Raw genomic sequence first — 16,465 nt, forward strand, 5'->3', positions numbered from 1 at the left:
CTTTCACACGATGAACATTGTCAGAAATCAGTTGGGTACCGTCTGCTTCCAGCCTGTCAGATGCTTTCTGAGGCCAGTTGCCGGCGAGCTCTGGTTCTGTACAAACCGATCACCCCGATGATGGAGAGGACGACCTGGATGATGTAGAAGATCATGACCGACCATGGGCTGTTGCCTGTCGAGTTCAGGAGCCATTGAGCGATGATCGGTGTGGTTCCACCGAAGATCGTTGCGCAGAGCTGGTAGGCCAGGGAGACACCGGTGTAGCGCACTCTGGCGGGGAAAGCGTCGGCGAGCGCAGTGGCAAGCATTGCATAGTAGGCCGTCGACCCAATCGTGTTGATGGCGATCGTGATGGCCAGGAACAGTTCGTTTTTCGACTGAATGGCTAGGAAGAACGGTGGTGTGATGACGAGGGTGAGCACAAGACCCCAGATGAGGATCGCTCTGATGCCGTACCGCTCGGAGAGTTTGGCGGCAACCGGCTGCCAGAAGAACTGGATCACCGCTGCGAGCAGGATGAGATTGAGGATGACTGTGCGGTCCATCCCCAAGATTCCGGTCGTCCACGAGAGCATGAAGGTGTTGTTGAAGTAGGCGGAGGCGATTCCGACGATGGAGGCCATGACTCCGAAGAAGATGAAGAGTCCGGCGACGTTGAATGCTTCGACGACCGGCACCTTCGGAGTCTCGCCCTGGGCCTTGATCTCAGAGAACTCCTGAGACTCCTCGACGCGCGTGCGAATCAGAAGTGCGACGATGACGAGCACGGCGGAGAAGAGGAACGGGATCCTCCACCCCCAGGACAGGAACTGCTCATCAGGGAGGAGACCGACAAGCATGAAGGCCACGGTCGAGAGGATTGAGCCCGCCGGCGATCCCTGCTGCACCCAGGCTCCGGCGAGCCCGCGCTTGTTCGACGCGGAGTTCTCCGTGGCCAACACGACGGCGCCTCCCCATTCGCCTCCGACGGCCAGACCCTGAATTGCCCGGAGCACGACAAGGAGGACAGGTGCCGCCAAGCCGATCTGACCATAGGTGGGCAGGAGTCCTATGCACGTCGTGGCGATGCCCATCATCAGCAAGGTGACGATCAGCGTGTTCTTCCGTCCGAACCTGTCACCGAAGTGGCTGAACACCAATCCGCCGATGGGCCGCGCGAGGAATCCGACCCAGAAGGTGGCGAAGGAGGCGAGCAGCCCGGACCCCAGGGCCAGGTCGGGGTAGAACACCGTGCTGAAGACGAGAGCGGCGGCCGTACCGAAGGAGAAGAAGTCGTACCACTCGATGGCAGTGCCGACGAAGGCACCGAGGATCGACCGCTTCTGGCGTTGCTGGGCAGTCTGAACTGTCGCTGACATGGTTGCTCCATTGGTGAAGGTCTGCGCTGACGCACGATTGCCTGCCCAACTCTAGGGTTCGATTTCCATACGCTCCAATACTTATTACTGAAGATTGTGATAGCTTCCACGCATGGATATTGCAGCGTGCGAAAGTTTCCTTGCAGTCTTCGACACTGGCACGGCCACCGCGGCAGCGACGCAGCGATTCGTGTCTCAACCGGCGCTCTCGCGGCAGATTCACGCGTTGGAGAAGCATTGCAGAACGACTCTGTTCACCCGGTCGAAATCGGGAATGCGACCCACACATGCGGCACGGCAGCTTGAACCAGTCTTCCGCCGCCTCGTCGACGAGGTTCGGACCGCGGAATCAGCCGTATCGACCTTCAACGAGGTCCGAGTTCCCCTGACGGTGGCATGCCCGACGATGGTGGCCGAGGGAGTTCTGCTGCCGTTCGTCGCAGAGACGAAGACCGCAGTGGCCAATATCGTCGAACGGCCCACGATCTCTATCTTCGAGTCCCTTTCGCGTCGCACGGCCGACCTCGCGCTGGCACCAGCAATGCCCCCGCCGGAATTCGCCTCCCGAATGATCTACCGGATCCCCTTCACAGCACAGGTCTCCGACACATCGGAGCTCGCCGGCCGCAATTCGATCGACATCCGAGACCTTGCCGGGCTACCGGTCATCGTGCCTGACAAGTCCAATGGGACACGGACCGAGTTCGACCGCCATCTGACACGTGCCCATGTCCTATTCAAACCGCTCCAGGAAGTCTCTCGTGCTCATATCGGTCAGGCAATGGTCAAGGCGGGGACGGGTGTCATCGTCACCGTCGACCCGCCGAAATATGGTCTTATCTCACTGGCATTGACCGATGGAGATGTGCCCCTGTTCGCCGAGGAGTGGGCAGCGTGGCAACCAGATCACTTTGCGGAGGACTCGATCTCGGACTTCATCAACGACCTCCTCTCCTGGATGCAAGACAATCCGCTGTTCAGCGGTCTCGACTTCTCACCTTCGACATCGTAGGTCTGAAGCGTCCACGATTCCATCCTCCGGACGGATGCGACCACAGGCTCGGCAGGTGAAATCATCGGACTCAACCAGCCGTTGCAGGGCGCAAACGACGACACTCTTCGCCCACTGACGAGAAAAGGAGTCCGATGACCCACCCATACCCACCCATACCGCCGCATCTCGCCGGTGGCCGCGAACTACCCGGCCTCGGACATTCGCGAGATGTTCAATCTGGCTCTCGACTTCCCCGATGCCGTGAAACTCACCGTCGGCGAACCCGATTTCACCACCCCCGAGCACATCAAGGCCGCCGGGATCCGCGCCATCGAGAACAACAACACTCGCTATGTCGCCAATGCCGGCATTCCGGAACTGCGCAGCGCGATCGCCCGCAAGTACTCAGCCCGGTGGGATCGGGGCATCGGGCCGGGCAACGTCATGGTCTCCTTCGGGGCGATGGAGGCGCTGACCTTCGCCCTCGATGTCACCGTCTCCCCCGGTGAGGAGGTCATCATCCCCGATCCCAGCTTCCCGAATTACCTGGGACAGGTCCACCGCCTCGGCGGGGTCGCGGTCTCGGTTCCGGTACTGGAGGACAACGGTTTCAAGCTGCGCGCCGAGGATGTGCGGGCGGCCATCAGCGACAAGACCGCAGCAGTGATCATCAACAGTCCGTCGAACCCGCTGGGGTCGGTCATGGACCGCGCCGAGCTCGAGCAGATCGCTGAGCTCGCCGATGAACATGGCTTCAGTGTCATCTCCGATGAGGTCTACGACGAGATGGTCTTCGATGATGCGGTATTCACCTCCATCGCCGAGGTGGACCCGGGCTTCGATAAGTTCCTCGCGATCGGCAGCTTCTCGAAGACCTACGCGATGACGGGTTGGCGCTGCGGTTTCGTCATCGGGAGCGAGGACCTCATCGCTCCGATGTCGCTGCTCCAGGAGGGGCTGACCTCCAGCCTTCCCGGGTTCGTCCAGGAGGCAGCGGTCGCCGCAATCGAAGGGCCGCAGACGGCCGTGGAGATGATGGTGGCCTCCTATGCCGAGCGGCGCGAGATCCTCATCGATCGCATCAACGCCATCGACGGGCTCAGCGTCATCCGCCCCGAAGCCACGTTCTACGCCTTCGTCAACATCAAGGAGTGGGGCCTGAGCTCGTGGGAGCTGGCAATCGCACTCCTGGAGAACCACAATCTCGCGACGATTCCCGGATCGGCCTTCGGACCGGCCGGGGAGGGATACCTGCGGCTGACGTTCGCCGTATCGCCCGAGACGATCAACACGGCCTGCGACCGGCTCGAGGCCTTCGCCGCCCGGTGAGGTCCTCGGGCCTTCGGTTCTCACTCTCGATGCCGTGACTGTTGCCGAGACCACCAGCTTCGGCAAGACGCTCAACTTCCACGACGGCGACACCCCGATCGCCGAAGCGCTCAGCTGATGAAATCGAACGCTTTGTTCCAGCTTCCGTAGAACTTCCGGACTGCCGCTGCCGAGGGCACATCGCTCTTGTGCTCTGCGGCGTATTCGCCGTAGGCCTTGTATGTGGCGCCGAGCTCGCGGGACTCGCAGTCGGCGACGAATTCTGCGATGGCCCTGTCGTAGGCGTCGGCGTCAAAGCGCAGTTGACCCTTGGCGCGTCCGATCTTGTTCGTGGCGAGTCCGGCGGCCTTAAGAGCGTGGTTCCACGATCCGAATCGCTGCACGGCGGTCTGGCTGGTCGGCGGCCAGGCGGTCGCACCCTTCACGGAACTCACGCCCAGCTGCGCGAGCACCGCCGAACGCTGTGCGTCGTACTTCGTCCCGGTCAGCGTGACTTCTTCATGTGAACTGCGCAGGGCCGCGATCGATCCGGCCACCTCGGCGAGGGTCGTCTTCACGAGCACTGCGTCATCGGTCTGATGGAACAGTGCGACTTCCACCCCGGCGAGGATCTCGCGATCGCGCAGGCTCAGCTGAGGCAGGGCCGACCGGTCTATCTCGATTTCATTGCCCTCGGCGGCAAGGTAGAGCAGAGCCCCCAGCAATGCCGACGATGAGGTATGGGATTTGTCCGTAACGACGTCATTCACAGCTCTCATCCTACGTGGCGAACCAGCACCATTCAGCCCCTCCGAACGATCCCGTCCTGCGTCAGCCGGTCTGAGCGCGGGAAACGGAAGCGAACTCAACCATGGGGCGACCCTGGGTCACATCAGGCGTCCGAATCCGCGCGCGTTGACTCCGACGAGAGAAGATCGTCACCTTTCCAGCATGACGGCGGTGAGGATCCTGTCTCCCCCCACGAGAAAACGTCCCTCAAGGGCGTCAGGCAGTGATCGGTGACTGCGTGCCGGATTGACGACACTCGCCGCGAAGGTGCCCGACACACTCATTCCGTCGGCAGCGTACTCTGCATATTCCGGAGTCAGTTCGGGAACACAGCGTTCGGACTGTGCGAAGTCAATCTCGACATCAAGGAAGTCGAGAAATGAACCGCTCACGGGGAAGCGCGCTTTGTAGAAGCTCTCTTTTATGCTGAACATCAGTCGGCTAACAGGAAGTTCAGGCACGGTCTCGAACAGCTTCGCAGCGGAACGTCTCTCCGTTCGAGAGGTGATCATCTCCGGGAGCCCCCGTGGCAGTGGCTTGCCCAGCTCTGCATCGATACCCAGCAGAGCGTACTTGTCGGTCGTCGTCACGGCCGCGCCGCGGTAGACCTTGCCGCGATCCGTGCGAGCGGAGAAATGGGTCAGACTGCCGATGACACCGTCCGGCCAGAGTGGCTGCCCCTGTGCACCGCGCAGCAGCGCTTCCGGCGGTGCTCCTGCCGCCTCGAGCGCCGCGTGTGCGCAGCATCGTGTTGTCAGGAACTCCCGCCGCCGCTGTTCAACGGCCTGATGGAGCCCTGCCGATTCGACATCCGCAAATGGATTCTCGCTCTCTTCAGGCGCCACGTCTGCCTCGGTCTCGGCGATATGGATGGCAGTCGGAAGCAGCTGCCGCAGAGAACCGGGCCCTAGAGAGATGGCATACCTTTCAACGAAGCGGGAGTATCGGAGCAATGCGAATCGGCGTTCTGTGGAGCGCCGATCACCGATCACAGGTTCGGCGCTCCACTTCTGCCGTCGCGATGGACTCTGGTTCAGCGCCTCATCACTTCTAACTTCCCACGGTTGCCCCCTGGGCAAGCCACGAGGAGATCGTATTGCCGGTGATCATATTCTCGAAGGGAAGGTTGACTCCTCGACGTTTGAGATTCATCGACAGCTGGATGAATCTCATCGAGTCCAGTCCGAGGTCGTTGAGGTCGCTGTCGAGACCGATCTCCTCAGGGCGCACATCAAGCAGAGCCGCTGCTTCGTTGACGACCATCGCCCCCGCCCATTGGCGGTTGAGATCCCTGGTAGAGGAGACGACGCCGCACCGTGCTGACACCCATTCCAAAGCTCTCGTGTGATCATCGGCCGTGAAGTCGGCCACAGCATCCGAGACGATGAACGCTTGGATATCGTTCATGAAGGCTTCGAGCGCTGTGGCCATGCACCCGATATAAGCGTAGATGCCGGTGATGACCAGTTTGTCCCTGCCGGTCGACCGCAGACGCTCAATCAGATCTGTGCGTTGGAACGCGCTATAACGCCATTTCCGCATGACTTCCGACGTGTCGACCGGAGCAAGAGCATCGATGATGCCGATGTTCTCGGTGCGCGGCCCATAGCCCCAGAAGTCGGTGAGCAGGGCCCGCTCCTGAGGATCTTGATCCCCAGGCTGCGCGCTGTAGACCACCGGCACACCCAGGCTCCGGGCGCTGGCGATGAGTTCAGCGATATTCTTCTGCACAGTGCTGATCGGCTCAGCATCGGCCTCGTACTTGCTGACAAAGTGATCCTGCATATCGTGCACCAGAAGGACGGTGCGATCAGGCGGAATGGACCAATCTTCCACCCGATTCGCGCCAAGCCACTTCGGCACGTCGTAGGCGATCCCTCCGGGAATCTCGCGGTTCGAATCATCAGTCAATGTGGTGTTCATTTGGCAGTGCTCCTTTGTTCTCTGATCAGGGTCCGCAATTGGGCCCTGCTGATTTTCCCGACTCCGGTCACTGGAAAACTGTCGGTGAGATCCACCCGATCGGGTACCTTCATCGCATCGACACCGCGATTGCGCATGTACTCAGCGATCGACGCTCGCCTGAGTGCCGATTCATCGTGCTGCGGTTCGTTGTGTGCCACGATCACGGCCACACTCCGCTCACCCAGGAATTCATCGGGTTCGGCGACGACCACGACATCGTCGACGCTCGGGTGGGCGAGCAGGATGTCTTCGACCTCCTCCGCGGAGATCTTCTCTCCCCCACGGTGGATCTGGTCTTTCGACCTGCCCTCGACGACAAGTGTTCCGTCAGCACGTATCCTGGCGATGTCACCCGTCCGATAGAACCCGTCATCAGTGAAGGAACGATGATTCGCATCAGGGGCGTTGAAGTATCCGCGGATCGTGTAGGGGCCGCGAGCCAGCAGATGGCCGCTGTCGCCTTCTGGCACCGGTTGGTCGTGGTGGTCAACGATTCTGATCTCATCCGCCGGACTCATCGGGCGTCCCTGGGTGTTGATGATGATGTCGATATCATCGTCGGGATCGGTGTAGCAGACGAGTCCTTCGGCCATACCGAAGACCTGCTGGACAGCTCCCGGGACCAGGTTGACGAGGCGTCTGGCCAATTCGGGGACAAGTTTCGCACCGCCGACCTGCAGCAGCCGCAATGAAGAGAACTTGGAAGCGGCCGCAGGATCCATATCCGCGAAATTGGCCCATACGTGTGCCATCGGTGGAACGAGCGGCACGATGCTGGCTCCACAACGCGCAATGAGGTCGAAGACCTGAGCTGGATGTTGGCTCTCGGTCAGGACGACAGTGCCGCCTGCCATCAGAGCTCCAAGGAAGCCTGGAGAGCTCATCGGGAAGTTGTGGACTGCCGGGAGAACCGCCAAGAATACGTCGTCTTGGACCAGGCCACAGACTTCGTTGCTCCGACGAACGGAATAGAGGTAGTCGTCGTGCGTCCGGGGGATGAGTTTCGGCGTCCCTGTCGTCCCGCCCGAAAGCTGCAGAAAGGCCACATCGTCCGGCCCGGCAATCTGCTGTGTTGGACGAGACTGGAAAGATGAGCCCGATGGCACGGGGTCTGGAATTGTCGAAGCACTGCGGATCTCCTCAGACGTGATGACATCCTTGAGGGAATCGACCTCGGCGACGACGTCTGCAGCGAGCTGGGCTCCATCACCGTCTTCAGACGTGGCGTCCACGATCAGGGCGACGGCAAGTGCGCGATGTGAGATCGCCGCAAGTTCACGTCTGCGACTGCTGCCCAGACAGTACACGGGCACAACACCGATGCGCATGAGCGCCGTCGCGGCTGTGATCAGTTCGATGCGGTTCGGCAGTTGAAGGATGACCCGGTCCCGGTCGGCAAGTCCTCGACGAGAGAATGATGCTGCCAGTCGATCCACGCGCTGGAGGAGCTCGGCGTAAGTGATCTGATCGTGGTCGTCGATGACGGCCAGTTTCTCAGGCGTGCGCGCTGCCGCCGCGTCTGCGATGCGATCGAGCCGCTCGCCAGTCCAGTATCCGTTGCGACGATACGATTCGACCACGTCCGTTGGCCACTCGCACCCTTCAGCCATGAGGAGCCCTGCGCCCACTTCGTCCTGTGTCTGAACACTCATCGAGACACCTGCTCTCCGAGGCCCAGAGCTGAGAGGACGGTTCTCAGTTTGGCTCCTGTCTCTTCGGCTTCAGAACGCGGTTCGGACCCTGCAACGATCCCAGCTCCTGCTGAGACGAGTGCTGTCGACCCATCGATCATCGCTCCGCGGATCGCCACAGCCCATTCGCCGTTTCCGTCGCGGTCCTGCCAGCCGACGGCACCGGTGAAATAGCCGCGATCTCCCTCGACTCGGCGTAGGACTTCACGTGCTTGTTCAGTCGGAGCCCCGCACACGGCTGGTGTCGGATGGAGGGCACGGGCCAGTGCTGACGCAGATGGCAGGTGACCAGATTCATCGGCGGCAGCGCTTCCGCGGATCCACGTCCCCAGATGGAACATCGAATCGGTGGCAGTGGTGTCCTGATCATCCACAATGATGTCCGAGCAATACGGGGCGAGACCTTCCGCCACCGCCTTGACGACCAGCTGGTGTTCTCGTGCGTCCTTGCCGGAGGCCCGAAGATCTGCGATCCGGGCCTCATCCGCGCCGGAGTGACCGGTGCGAATCCGTGAGCCGGCCAGCGGATGAGAGCTGACGGACAGATGATCACGCTCGACGAGAAGCTCCGGACTGAGGCCGACGAACGAACCGCCGTCGACGAGCGGAATATGGAAGCCGAATCCATGAGGCGAGCTCGCTCGAAGCTGTTCAAGCAGCAGTTGAGGATCAATCGGAGCGTCAGCAGCAGCCAGTTTGGATCTGGCCAGTACGACCTTCTCCAACGTGCCCTCCTCAATGAGGCGAAGAACGTCGGCGACCCTTTGTTCGTATTCGGCGACGTCTGGTACATCGATCACGGACCGGATGCGAGCCGAGCCAGTGTGCCGCAGATCTGACTGCTCCGCGCCCAGCGCGGATTCATCGACACCGCAGATGAAGACAGCGGAATCGTCCGGGTCGAACGGCAGACATCCGATGACGATATCGGCAGTGGGGTCGTTTGCGAGTGCTGTTTCGACCGCATCTTCGAAGTCGGCCGTGGGTACCTGTTGAATATCTCCGCGCACTTGCGCATCGATTCGTTGCGAGACGAAGCGAGCCGTCCGTTCCGTCTGGACGCCCCAGGGGCGACTTCGACTCAGAGTCGTCTCGACTTCGTCCGTTTCGTGGTTGATCCGCTCTGCGGGTGTGATGCTCATTGTGGTGATCCTTCGAATGTGGAAAACGGGTGAATTGTCACGACCTCAAACTTGCTCCGCCGTCGACAACGATCTCCTGCATGGTCATATGGCGGGCCTTATCCGAGAGGGCGAACTGGACCACCTCGGCGATGTCACGAGGGTCGGCGATCCTGCCCAACGGGATTCCGAGTCTGAACGCCTCTGGGTCGCCCGCGATGACTCTGGCCCGGTCACGGTCGTCATCGTCATGCCACATGGACCGCTGCATGGGTGAGTCCGTCGACCCCGGCGCGACAGTGTTGCAGCGAGCGCCCAAGGAAGCGAGTTCGAGCGCCGCGTTGGCACTGAGCGCCGACACGGCCGCCTTGCTGGCCGCATATGCTGCCATGCCGATGCGCGGGACCGCCGCAGCGTTCGACGAGACGGTGACGATGGCTCCCGGATGTTCCCCCTGCTCGTGCTGCAGGCGCAATGTGCGCGCAGTCTGTCTCAGGACGATAAAGGTGCCTGTGGCGTTGACTCCCATGACGCGGGAATATTCGTCCAGGCCAGTGTCGGCGAGCGCACCCTGTTGGAGAACTCCGGCGGCATGTGCGACTTTCAGCACAGGAGGGTGGTTCGTAGCGAGGTCGTCGAAGATCTCTGCGATTCGCTCTTCGTCTGTGACGTCGGCAGAGAACTCAAGGATGACTGATGCACCCGTACGGGTCTGGCGGACCTTTTCGGAGTATCCCGAGTCCAGGGCGGCGATCACCTGCGGCGGATCGTCAGGGTCGTGGGCCAGGGCGTGGACGATCGCTCGTCCTATGCCGCTTCCGGATCCAGTCACAATTGTGGAATGCGGTCGGGTCATTTCACTGCTCCTTCAAGCCCCTCACTGGTGGGCTGCGTTGTTGTGGACGATCTTTCGTCTGTGCCTTGGCTGTCGTTCCAGAGACGGGCGTAGGGACCGTCTTGACGGATCAGGTCCTCATGCCGTCCGATTTCGACGATCCGACCCTTGTCGAGCACGGCGACTCTGTCGCATCGTGACGCCGTGGTGAGGTGGTGCGCGATGATGATCGAGCATCTGTCCCGGTCGCCGGCGAGCACATGGTCGAGAACTGCGGATTCAGCCTGGGCGTCCATGCTTGACGTCGCCTCGTCAAGGACGAAGATCCCCGGATCTGTCAGTTCGGTACGGGCCAACGCGATGAGCTGCCGCTGGCCGGCAGACAGGTTCCGTCCCCCGGCCTCGACTTGGTGTCTGTACCCGCTTTCCAGACCTGCGACGACGCTGTGCGCCCCGACTCGTACAGCTGCGTCGGCAACTTCTCGGTCCTCCGCCTCTGGTTTCCCATAGCGAATGTTCTCCGCGATATCGCCTTCGAAGAGATACCCCTCCTGAGCGACTTCGCCGATGCCGAGTCGATAGTCATGCAATGCGAACTTCTCCGCCGGAATGCCGTCGAAGCTGATTCGGCCGGACTCCAGCGGATAGTAGCGGCAGAGCAGCTTGGCCAGAGTCGTCTTCCCGGCACCGGTGCGACCGACCACAGCCAAGGACTGTCCGGGGGCAAGCGACAGGCTGATATCGCTGAGTGCGCCCCCCGACTCGTCGCCGTAGCTGAACCCGAGGCCTTCGACTTCGAGCTCGTCCCGGAGGCGTCGCGGCATCGGCGGGGAATCGAACGCTGCCGCCTCCTGCGTTTCAGCGGCCGGCAGGGCGAGGAGCTCACGGATGTGCCTGACTCCGTTTGCGGCCTGCATGAAGCTGTCGGCGATGTTGGACAGCTGCTGGATGGGATTGTAGAACTGGCTGAGGAAGAGCAGGAAGGCAATCAGCACTCCGGGCGAGAGTTCGCCGCGGGCGACCAGTGTGGCGCCGACGCCGAGCACGAGGGCATAACTGGTCTCAGCCAGGAAGCTGACGAACGGGAAGTACACGGCAATGTACTGCTGTGCCTTGGTCCGTGTCGTTCGGTGCTTGTCCGAGAGACGGTTGAAGGAACTGATGGCGGCCTTCTGCCTGCCGTTCGCCTGCACGGTTCGCAGGCCGTCGATGTTCTCCTGCAGATTGCGATTGACGTCTCTGATCTCAGTCCTCGCCTGGAGGTAGGCACGCGAGCTGAGATGCCTGAAGACCACAGTGGCAATGATGATCAGAGGCAGAGAGGCGAGAGCCACTGCCGCCAGGAGCGGATGGAACACGAACATCGCAACGGCGATGCCCGCCATGGTCACCAGGCTCATGATTCCGTTGACAAGACCGGTCTGCATGAATCGGGAGAGCGAATCGATGTCCACCGTCATCCGAGTCATCAGAGATCCGGATTCGCTGCCTTCGAAATGGCGCAGATCCAAGGAGTGCATATGTCCGAAGCAGCGAGTTCGGGTTATGTACTGCACCAGCTCGGAGGCTCGCGCCGTTGTCACGCTCTGGGCTATGAAGACCGCCCAGTTGATGACTACGATCCCGGCGGCCAGCGCACACACCAGCCCGACGTAGCCGAAGTCGCCCTTGAGCACTCCCGAGTCGATTCCCCGCTGCAGAAGAATCGGACTCGCCACATTGGCCAGCGAATCGAACGCGATGAGGACGAAGGCGACAACGAGGAGACCTGCAACAGGTCGGAGCACCGAGCGAACGGTGCGGATCGAACTGTCGAGTGCTGTCCTTCGCGCGGCCGAGGAAACGACGTCACGACCGCGCGTTTCGGAGGCTGCCTGCGTTGCCTGGTCCGGTTCGATCGGGGGCCACAGCTCGTCGTCACCTCGCCGGGTCTGATGGTCGACATCCTCGCCGTCGGTCAGTTCACGGTAGAGCTGGCAACGGTCGGCCAACTCAGCTGCCGTACCCGCATCGACCACTCTGCCCTCGTCCATGACGACGATGCGATCCGCGATGGACAGGGTCGATCTGCGCCGGGCGATGAGCACAGTGATGTGCTCCGCCGATCTCTGATTGTCCAGAGCTTTGAGGATTCCGGATTCAGTGGACGCGTCCACGGCGCTCGTGGAGTCGTCGATGACGAGGATCTGCGGACGGCGCAGCAGTGCCCTGGCCAGAGCCAGACGCTGTCGTTGGCCACCGGAGAGATCGGTCGCTCGTTCCGCGAGAACTGTGTCATAGCCTTCAGGGAGTTGGCGAATGAATTCATCGGCCCCGGCAGCGGCTGCGGCCGCTCGGATCTCGTCTCCCGTGGCATCGCGGTGGCCGTATCCGATGTTCTGCGAGACTGAGCTGGCGAACAGGAAGGGGTCTTCGAATACCGTACCGACGTGCTGCCGCAGATCCTGGATGCGGAAGTCGTTGAGGGCGATCTCTCCGTCCTCGGTCCCGACTCTGATTGTTCCTGTCGTGGGATCGTAGAAGCGAGGCAGCAGCAGCGAGATCGTGGACTTGCCTGACCCGGAAGGTCCGATGATCGCAACGGTCTCGCCCGCGCTGACGTGCAGATCGAGCCCATTCAGCACCGGTCTGTCGGCCGTATAGCCGAAGGACACGTTCTCAAGCTTCAGGTAGGACAGCGTCTCAGGCATCGAGCGTGTGCCGTCGTGGATCTCCGGGCGCGAGTCGATCAGTTCGAAGATGCGTTCGGCACTGGCTCGTGTGCGCTGAGCGATCACGAGGAAGGACGCGAAGACTCGGGTCGGGCCCGTGAGCATGGTCAGGAAGGTCACGAACGCGACGAACGTACCGATGTCCAGTCCACCGTCATGGACGAGCCACCCGCCGTAGCCGAGCACGGCGAATTGCCCCAGAACCGGCAGCGCGAGCATCGTCGCCCCGGGGGCTGCCTGCGCTCGTGCCGTCTGCATCCTGCGTCCGAAGACTCCGCCGGCGGCACGTTCCAACCAGCGAATCTCACGGTTCTGTTGGCTGAATCCCTTGACGACACGAACGCCGTCGATGGTCTGACCGATCCTTTCGGTCAGTTCGCCGACGTCCTGGGCGGCCTGCGCGGATGTTGCGAACACACGTTTGCGGGCGCGCCAAGCCGTCAGCCCCAGAAGCGCCATAGCGGTCAGACTGACCACGGTCAGAGCGGGCGAGAGATAGACCATGACCGCGGTGCCGCTGACGAAGTAGGTGACGACCGAGACCGGAACGGGAATCATCTGAAGCATCGAGCGAACCTGCTCCAGGTCGCTGTTCGTCCGCGAAACCACTTGACCGACCCGCATGGAATCCTGCGCGTGCCCATCAAGCCGTTGGATCGATCCGAAGGCCTGAGCCCGCAATTCATGCTGCACCCACAGCGAAAGACGTCCCGCGAGGTTTCGGCGATAGTAGTTGCCGACGAAGTCGATTGCGGCGATCAGCACGAGGCCTGCCACCAACCAGGCGAGGCCCGTGGTGTGTCCGTCGACCGCTTCGTTGACACCACGGCGAGTCAGTAGGGGGCCCACTGTCACCAAAGCGATGGTGACGACCGACCACGCAAGAATCCCGATTGACAGTCGTCGATGCGCCCAACAGCCGCTCAGCAGCCGCGCTGCCCACCACCTGGCACCCTGACCAGGAAGGACAGCGGCGGGCGTGGCGTGGGCACGGTCTTCACTCGAGGAGGGTGTGCTCCCGTCCTCCGCCTGATCCTGATCTGGCGTACCAGATGAGGAGGTGGTTGATCGATCGCTGCGCTTCGAGACGCTCTTCTCTATGGAAGATCGAGTCATCGCCGTCCCGCCATGCTGAGTTTTGTCTGAGCCGATTGCCCGATACGCTCGGCGATCTCGGTCACGATCTGCGGGGGTGTCGGGAGGCTGCGCATCTCATCCCGCACTTCTCCCGCGTTCGCCGCGATCGATGAGTCGTCGAGGACCTCCAGGACCATCGAACCCGTGAGTCTGCCTTCGCTGGGTATCACCCCACATCCGCGTTTCTGGATCAGGTTGGCATTGGTGGGCCGGTCAGCGCCCTCACCGAAGATGATCTGGGGGATCCCGGCGTCGCACGCTGTCAGCGTGTTGCCGGCGCCGCCGTGGTGAATGAAGCAGTCGGCTTCGCTCATCATCGGACCCATCGGGATCCAATCCACGATGCTCACGTTCTCCGGCAGCGTGTCGGGAATGCCCTGGCGGGCGTTGTGACCCAGCTGGACCACGAAGTCGATGTCCGCGGCCGACCCGTCACGCAGGATCCAATCGATGAGGCCCGAACCCTCGACCATCGGTTTGAGCGTACCGAGGCTGACGACGACCCTGCGACGACCTGCGGTCTTCTCCCATCCCTGGCTCAGCACGGTGCCCCCGTTGTAGGGAACGTAGCGCATCGGCAGAGCACCCGGGTGGTCGAGGATGCTGATGCTGGGAGGGGCGACATCGAGCCAAGCCGCGTCGCTCTGACGCTGACCAACCCCGTGACGCTCGTAAGCATGTCGAAGAGCCTTGGAGACGATGTCGATCTGTTTCTGTCCGTGCATGAAGCCCACGGTCAGCATGACGGTCGGAATCCCGAACTTCGTCCCGAGCAGTGGTCCGACAACGCCGAGAGGCGGATAGACGATGAGGTCCGGCTGCCACGAGTTAGTGAACTCGACAAGCGCATCGGACATCTCTTCGCTGAAGAAGGAGAAGTCGCCCGGTTTGGTGCCGGCATTGTTCCTCAGACGATCGAGTTCGCGGCGTTTGTAATCTGCTTCGGAATCGAGGTCCGGTGCTGCGTCGTAGGCGACCAAGCCGGCGTCCGCAATCTTGTCGGCAAATCCACCGGCGCTTGCGACGACCACGTCGTGCCCGGAGACGCGAAAGGCTTGGGCGAGCGAAACGATGGGATAGAGCAGGCCGTAGAGAGGTGGGCCCACGAAAAGAACACGCAAAATGAATACCTACATTCGTCGGGTTGAGCGTCGCAAGTCGTGATATTTCAGACTCAGGTCGGCTCAATTTGATTAGGTTAGCCTCAGCTGAGTAAGCTAAGGCTACGCTAACCTAGATTCCATCGCCTTTCAACCTCTCTTCGGCACAAGGCTGATTGGCAGGGACCCCTGAGATGCATGTCCACCGACGAAGAAAGCGAGCTCCATTTGACGCTCCGGCTCCATTCCCAGATCCTCGTCGAGTCCGATCTCCCGCCGCCGACTGATCCCGTGAAATTCTGGACGGCTGTCCATCGTCGTGGAACTCCCCTGGTGTCACGCTCAGATGGCTCAGATATGAGAAGGGCCACGTTTCTCTACCGCAGCCAGACCGCGGACGAGGTGTACCTGGAGGCAAATCGATTGACGGACAAGCACCGTGTCGAACACGGGCAGATGCGGCGCCTCAAAGGGACAGATGTCTGGTGCGCGACCCTCGAGGTGGACTCATCATCTGTCTTCACCTACGGATTCCGTGAACTCAATTCATCAGCGAGCGCCTTCGCCGACGCGGTCGCAAGCCACCGGCGGTCAGGACGTCCGGCCTGGGTCGATCCCTTCAACCACCATGCCTCCATCGATGCGACCGGAACGGGAGCCCTTTCTGTGGCTTCAATGGACGATGCGCCCAGTTCGGACATCTGGCGAAGGGCAGAACACAGTGACCTGCGCGGAGAGGTGCTGCGGAGTCGAACCACACTTCCGACTCTTGAGCGCACCGTAGAACAGCTCACCTATATTCCACCTCCAACCACCGTCCGCGACCCTGCGCGCCTGCTCGTCGTCACTGATGCCGAGGTGTGGTTCGATCGACTCAACCTGCCCGCGGCGCTGGAGGCGGCAGCGGCGGCGGGCACTATCCATCCAGTTGCTGTCCTGGGGATCGCAAATGACGACACGGCCAGCCGGATCGACCTGCTGGGAGCGAATCCTGCCTTTGTTGACGACCTCGCTGCCCATTCAATCCCCGCTGCCCGGCGCAGGATCGAGAAAACACTCCCGCTGCAGGGACCCGAAGGGACCATCCTGTCCGGCCAGAGCCTTGGCGGCCTTACGGCGCTACTCGCCGCGCTGCGACGGCCGGAATGCTTCGGCCAAGTTCAGTCTCACTCACCCTCGTTGTGGTGGATGCCGGACGGCAGCATGTCACCTGGAACCTACACACATGAGCACCAACCGTGGATCACCGAACAATTCGCCCGGCGAACCCCCACATCAACTCACATCGACCTGCGCGTCGGCACACGAGAAGACATCACCAACGACCACGTCGATCAGCTCCATGACGTTCTGACCTCGCTCGGATACCGGACGAGCGTCACCCACTTCAGCGGAGGACATGACTTTGCCTGTTGGCGCATCGCCTTGATCGACAGCCTGAAGGAGAAATGAG

12 protein-coding genes are annotated in these 16,465 nt (G+C 61.6%); 3 read left to right on the forward strand and 9 right to left on the reverse strand.

Annotated elements, in window-relative coordinates; all coding sequences use genetic code 11:
- Positions 1–56: 56 nt before the first annotated feature.
- Entirely contained in the window at positions 57–1,361 is a 1,305-nt protein-coding gene (locus FO013_RS14290; RefSeq protein ID WP_143923245.1) for an MFS transporter, read from the reverse strand.
- A 112-nt stretch (positions 1,362–1,473) separates the two neighbouring features.
- Here FO013_RS14290 and FO013_RS14295 point away from each other — a divergent pair, with 112 nt between their 5' ends.
- Both FO013_RS14295 and FO013_RS14300 read left to right on the forward strand, forming a co-directional pair.
- Entirely contained in the window at positions 1,474–2,373 is a 900-nt protein-coding gene (locus FO013_RS14295) for a LysR family transcriptional regulator (protein WP_143923246.1), read from the forward strand.
- A 174-nt stretch (positions 2,374–2,547) separates the two neighbouring features.
- Positions 2,548–3,684, forward strand: a complete 1,137-nt coding sequence (locus FO013_RS14300; RefSeq protein ID WP_260848165.1) for a pyridoxal phosphate-dependent aminotransferase — start codon at positions 2,548–2,550, stop codon at positions 3,682–3,684.
- A 110-nt stretch (positions 3,685–3,794) separates the two neighbouring features.
- Here the strand turns inward: FO013_RS14300 and FO013_RS14305 are convergent, their stop codons facing one another.
- The 8 genes from FO013_RS14305 to FO013_RS14340 all read right to left on the reverse strand — a co-directional run bounded on the left by FO013_RS14305 (position 3,795) and on the right by FO013_RS14340 (position 15,033).
- The gene (locus tag FO013_RS14305) at positions 3,795–4,442 is read right to left on the reverse strand and encodes a homing endonuclease associated repeat-containing protein (protein WP_143923248.1); all 648 of its coding nucleotides are present in this window, start codon (positions 4,440–4,442) and stop codon (positions 3,795–3,797) included.
- 159 nt (positions 4,443–4,601) lie between these two features.
- Positions 4,602–5,444: a 4'-phosphopantetheinyl transferase family protein gene (locus FO013_RS14310; protein ID WP_186293127.1), complete on the reverse strand. Its 843-nt coding sequence runs from the start codon at positions 5,442–5,444 to the stop codon at positions 4,602–4,604.
- A 58-nt stretch (positions 5,445–5,502) separates the two neighbouring features.
- Entirely contained in the window at positions 5,503–6,375 is an 873-nt protein-coding gene (locus FO013_RS14315) for an isochorismatase family protein (RefSeq protein ID WP_143923250.1), read from the reverse strand.
- Positions 6,372–8,069, reverse strand: coding sequence for a (2,3-dihydroxybenzoyl)adenylate synthase (locus FO013_RS14320; RefSeq protein ID WP_222103639.1), 1,698 nt, complete (start codon positions 8,067–8,069; stop codon positions 6,372–6,374). The genes FO013_RS14315 and FO013_RS14320 overlap by 4 nt, the downstream gene beginning before the upstream one ends.
- Complete coding sequence (locus FO013_RS14325) at positions 8,066–9,250, reverse strand: isochorismate synthase (protein ID WP_143923251.1); 1,185 nt, start codon at positions 9,248–9,250, stop codon at positions 8,066–8,068. The genes FO013_RS14320 and FO013_RS14325 overlap by 4 nt, the downstream gene beginning before the upstream one ends.
- A gap of 37 nt (positions 9,251–9,287) precedes the next feature.
- Complete coding sequence (locus tag FO013_RS14330) at positions 9,288–10,085, reverse strand: SDR family oxidoreductase (RefSeq protein WP_143923252.1); 798 nt, start codon at positions 10,083–10,085, stop codon at positions 9,288–9,290.
- The gene (locus FO013_RS14335) at positions 10,082–13,891 is read right to left on the reverse strand and encodes an ABC transporter ATP-binding protein (RefSeq protein ID WP_143923253.1); all 3,810 of its coding nucleotides are present in this window, start codon (positions 13,889–13,891) and stop codon (positions 10,082–10,084) included. Before FO013_RS14335 ends, FO013_RS14330 begins: the two co-directional genes overlap by 4 nt.
- The gene (locus FO013_RS14340; protein WP_143923254.1) at positions 13,888–15,033 is read right to left on the reverse strand and encodes a nucleotide disphospho-sugar-binding domain-containing protein; all 1,146 of its coding nucleotides are present in this window, start codon (positions 15,031–15,033) and stop codon (positions 13,888–13,890) included. Before FO013_RS14340 ends, FO013_RS14335 begins: the two co-directional genes overlap by 4 nt.
- Positions 15,034–15,210: 177 nt before the next feature.
- Here FO013_RS14340 and FO013_RS14345 point away from each other — a divergent pair, with 177 nt between their 5' ends.
- The gene (locus FO013_RS14345) at positions 15,211–16,464 is read left to right on the forward strand and encodes an alpha/beta hydrolase-fold protein (protein ID WP_143923255.1); all 1,254 of its coding nucleotides are present in this window, start codon (positions 15,211–15,213) and stop codon (positions 16,462–16,464) included.
- Position 16,465: the final 1 nt, after the last annotated feature.

The organism is Brevibacterium aurantiacum (assembly GCF_007558825.1).
GTDB classification, from domain to species: domain Bacteria; phylum Actinomycetota; class Actinomycetes; order Actinomycetales; family Brevibacteriaceae; genus Brevibacterium; species Brevibacterium aurantiacum_A.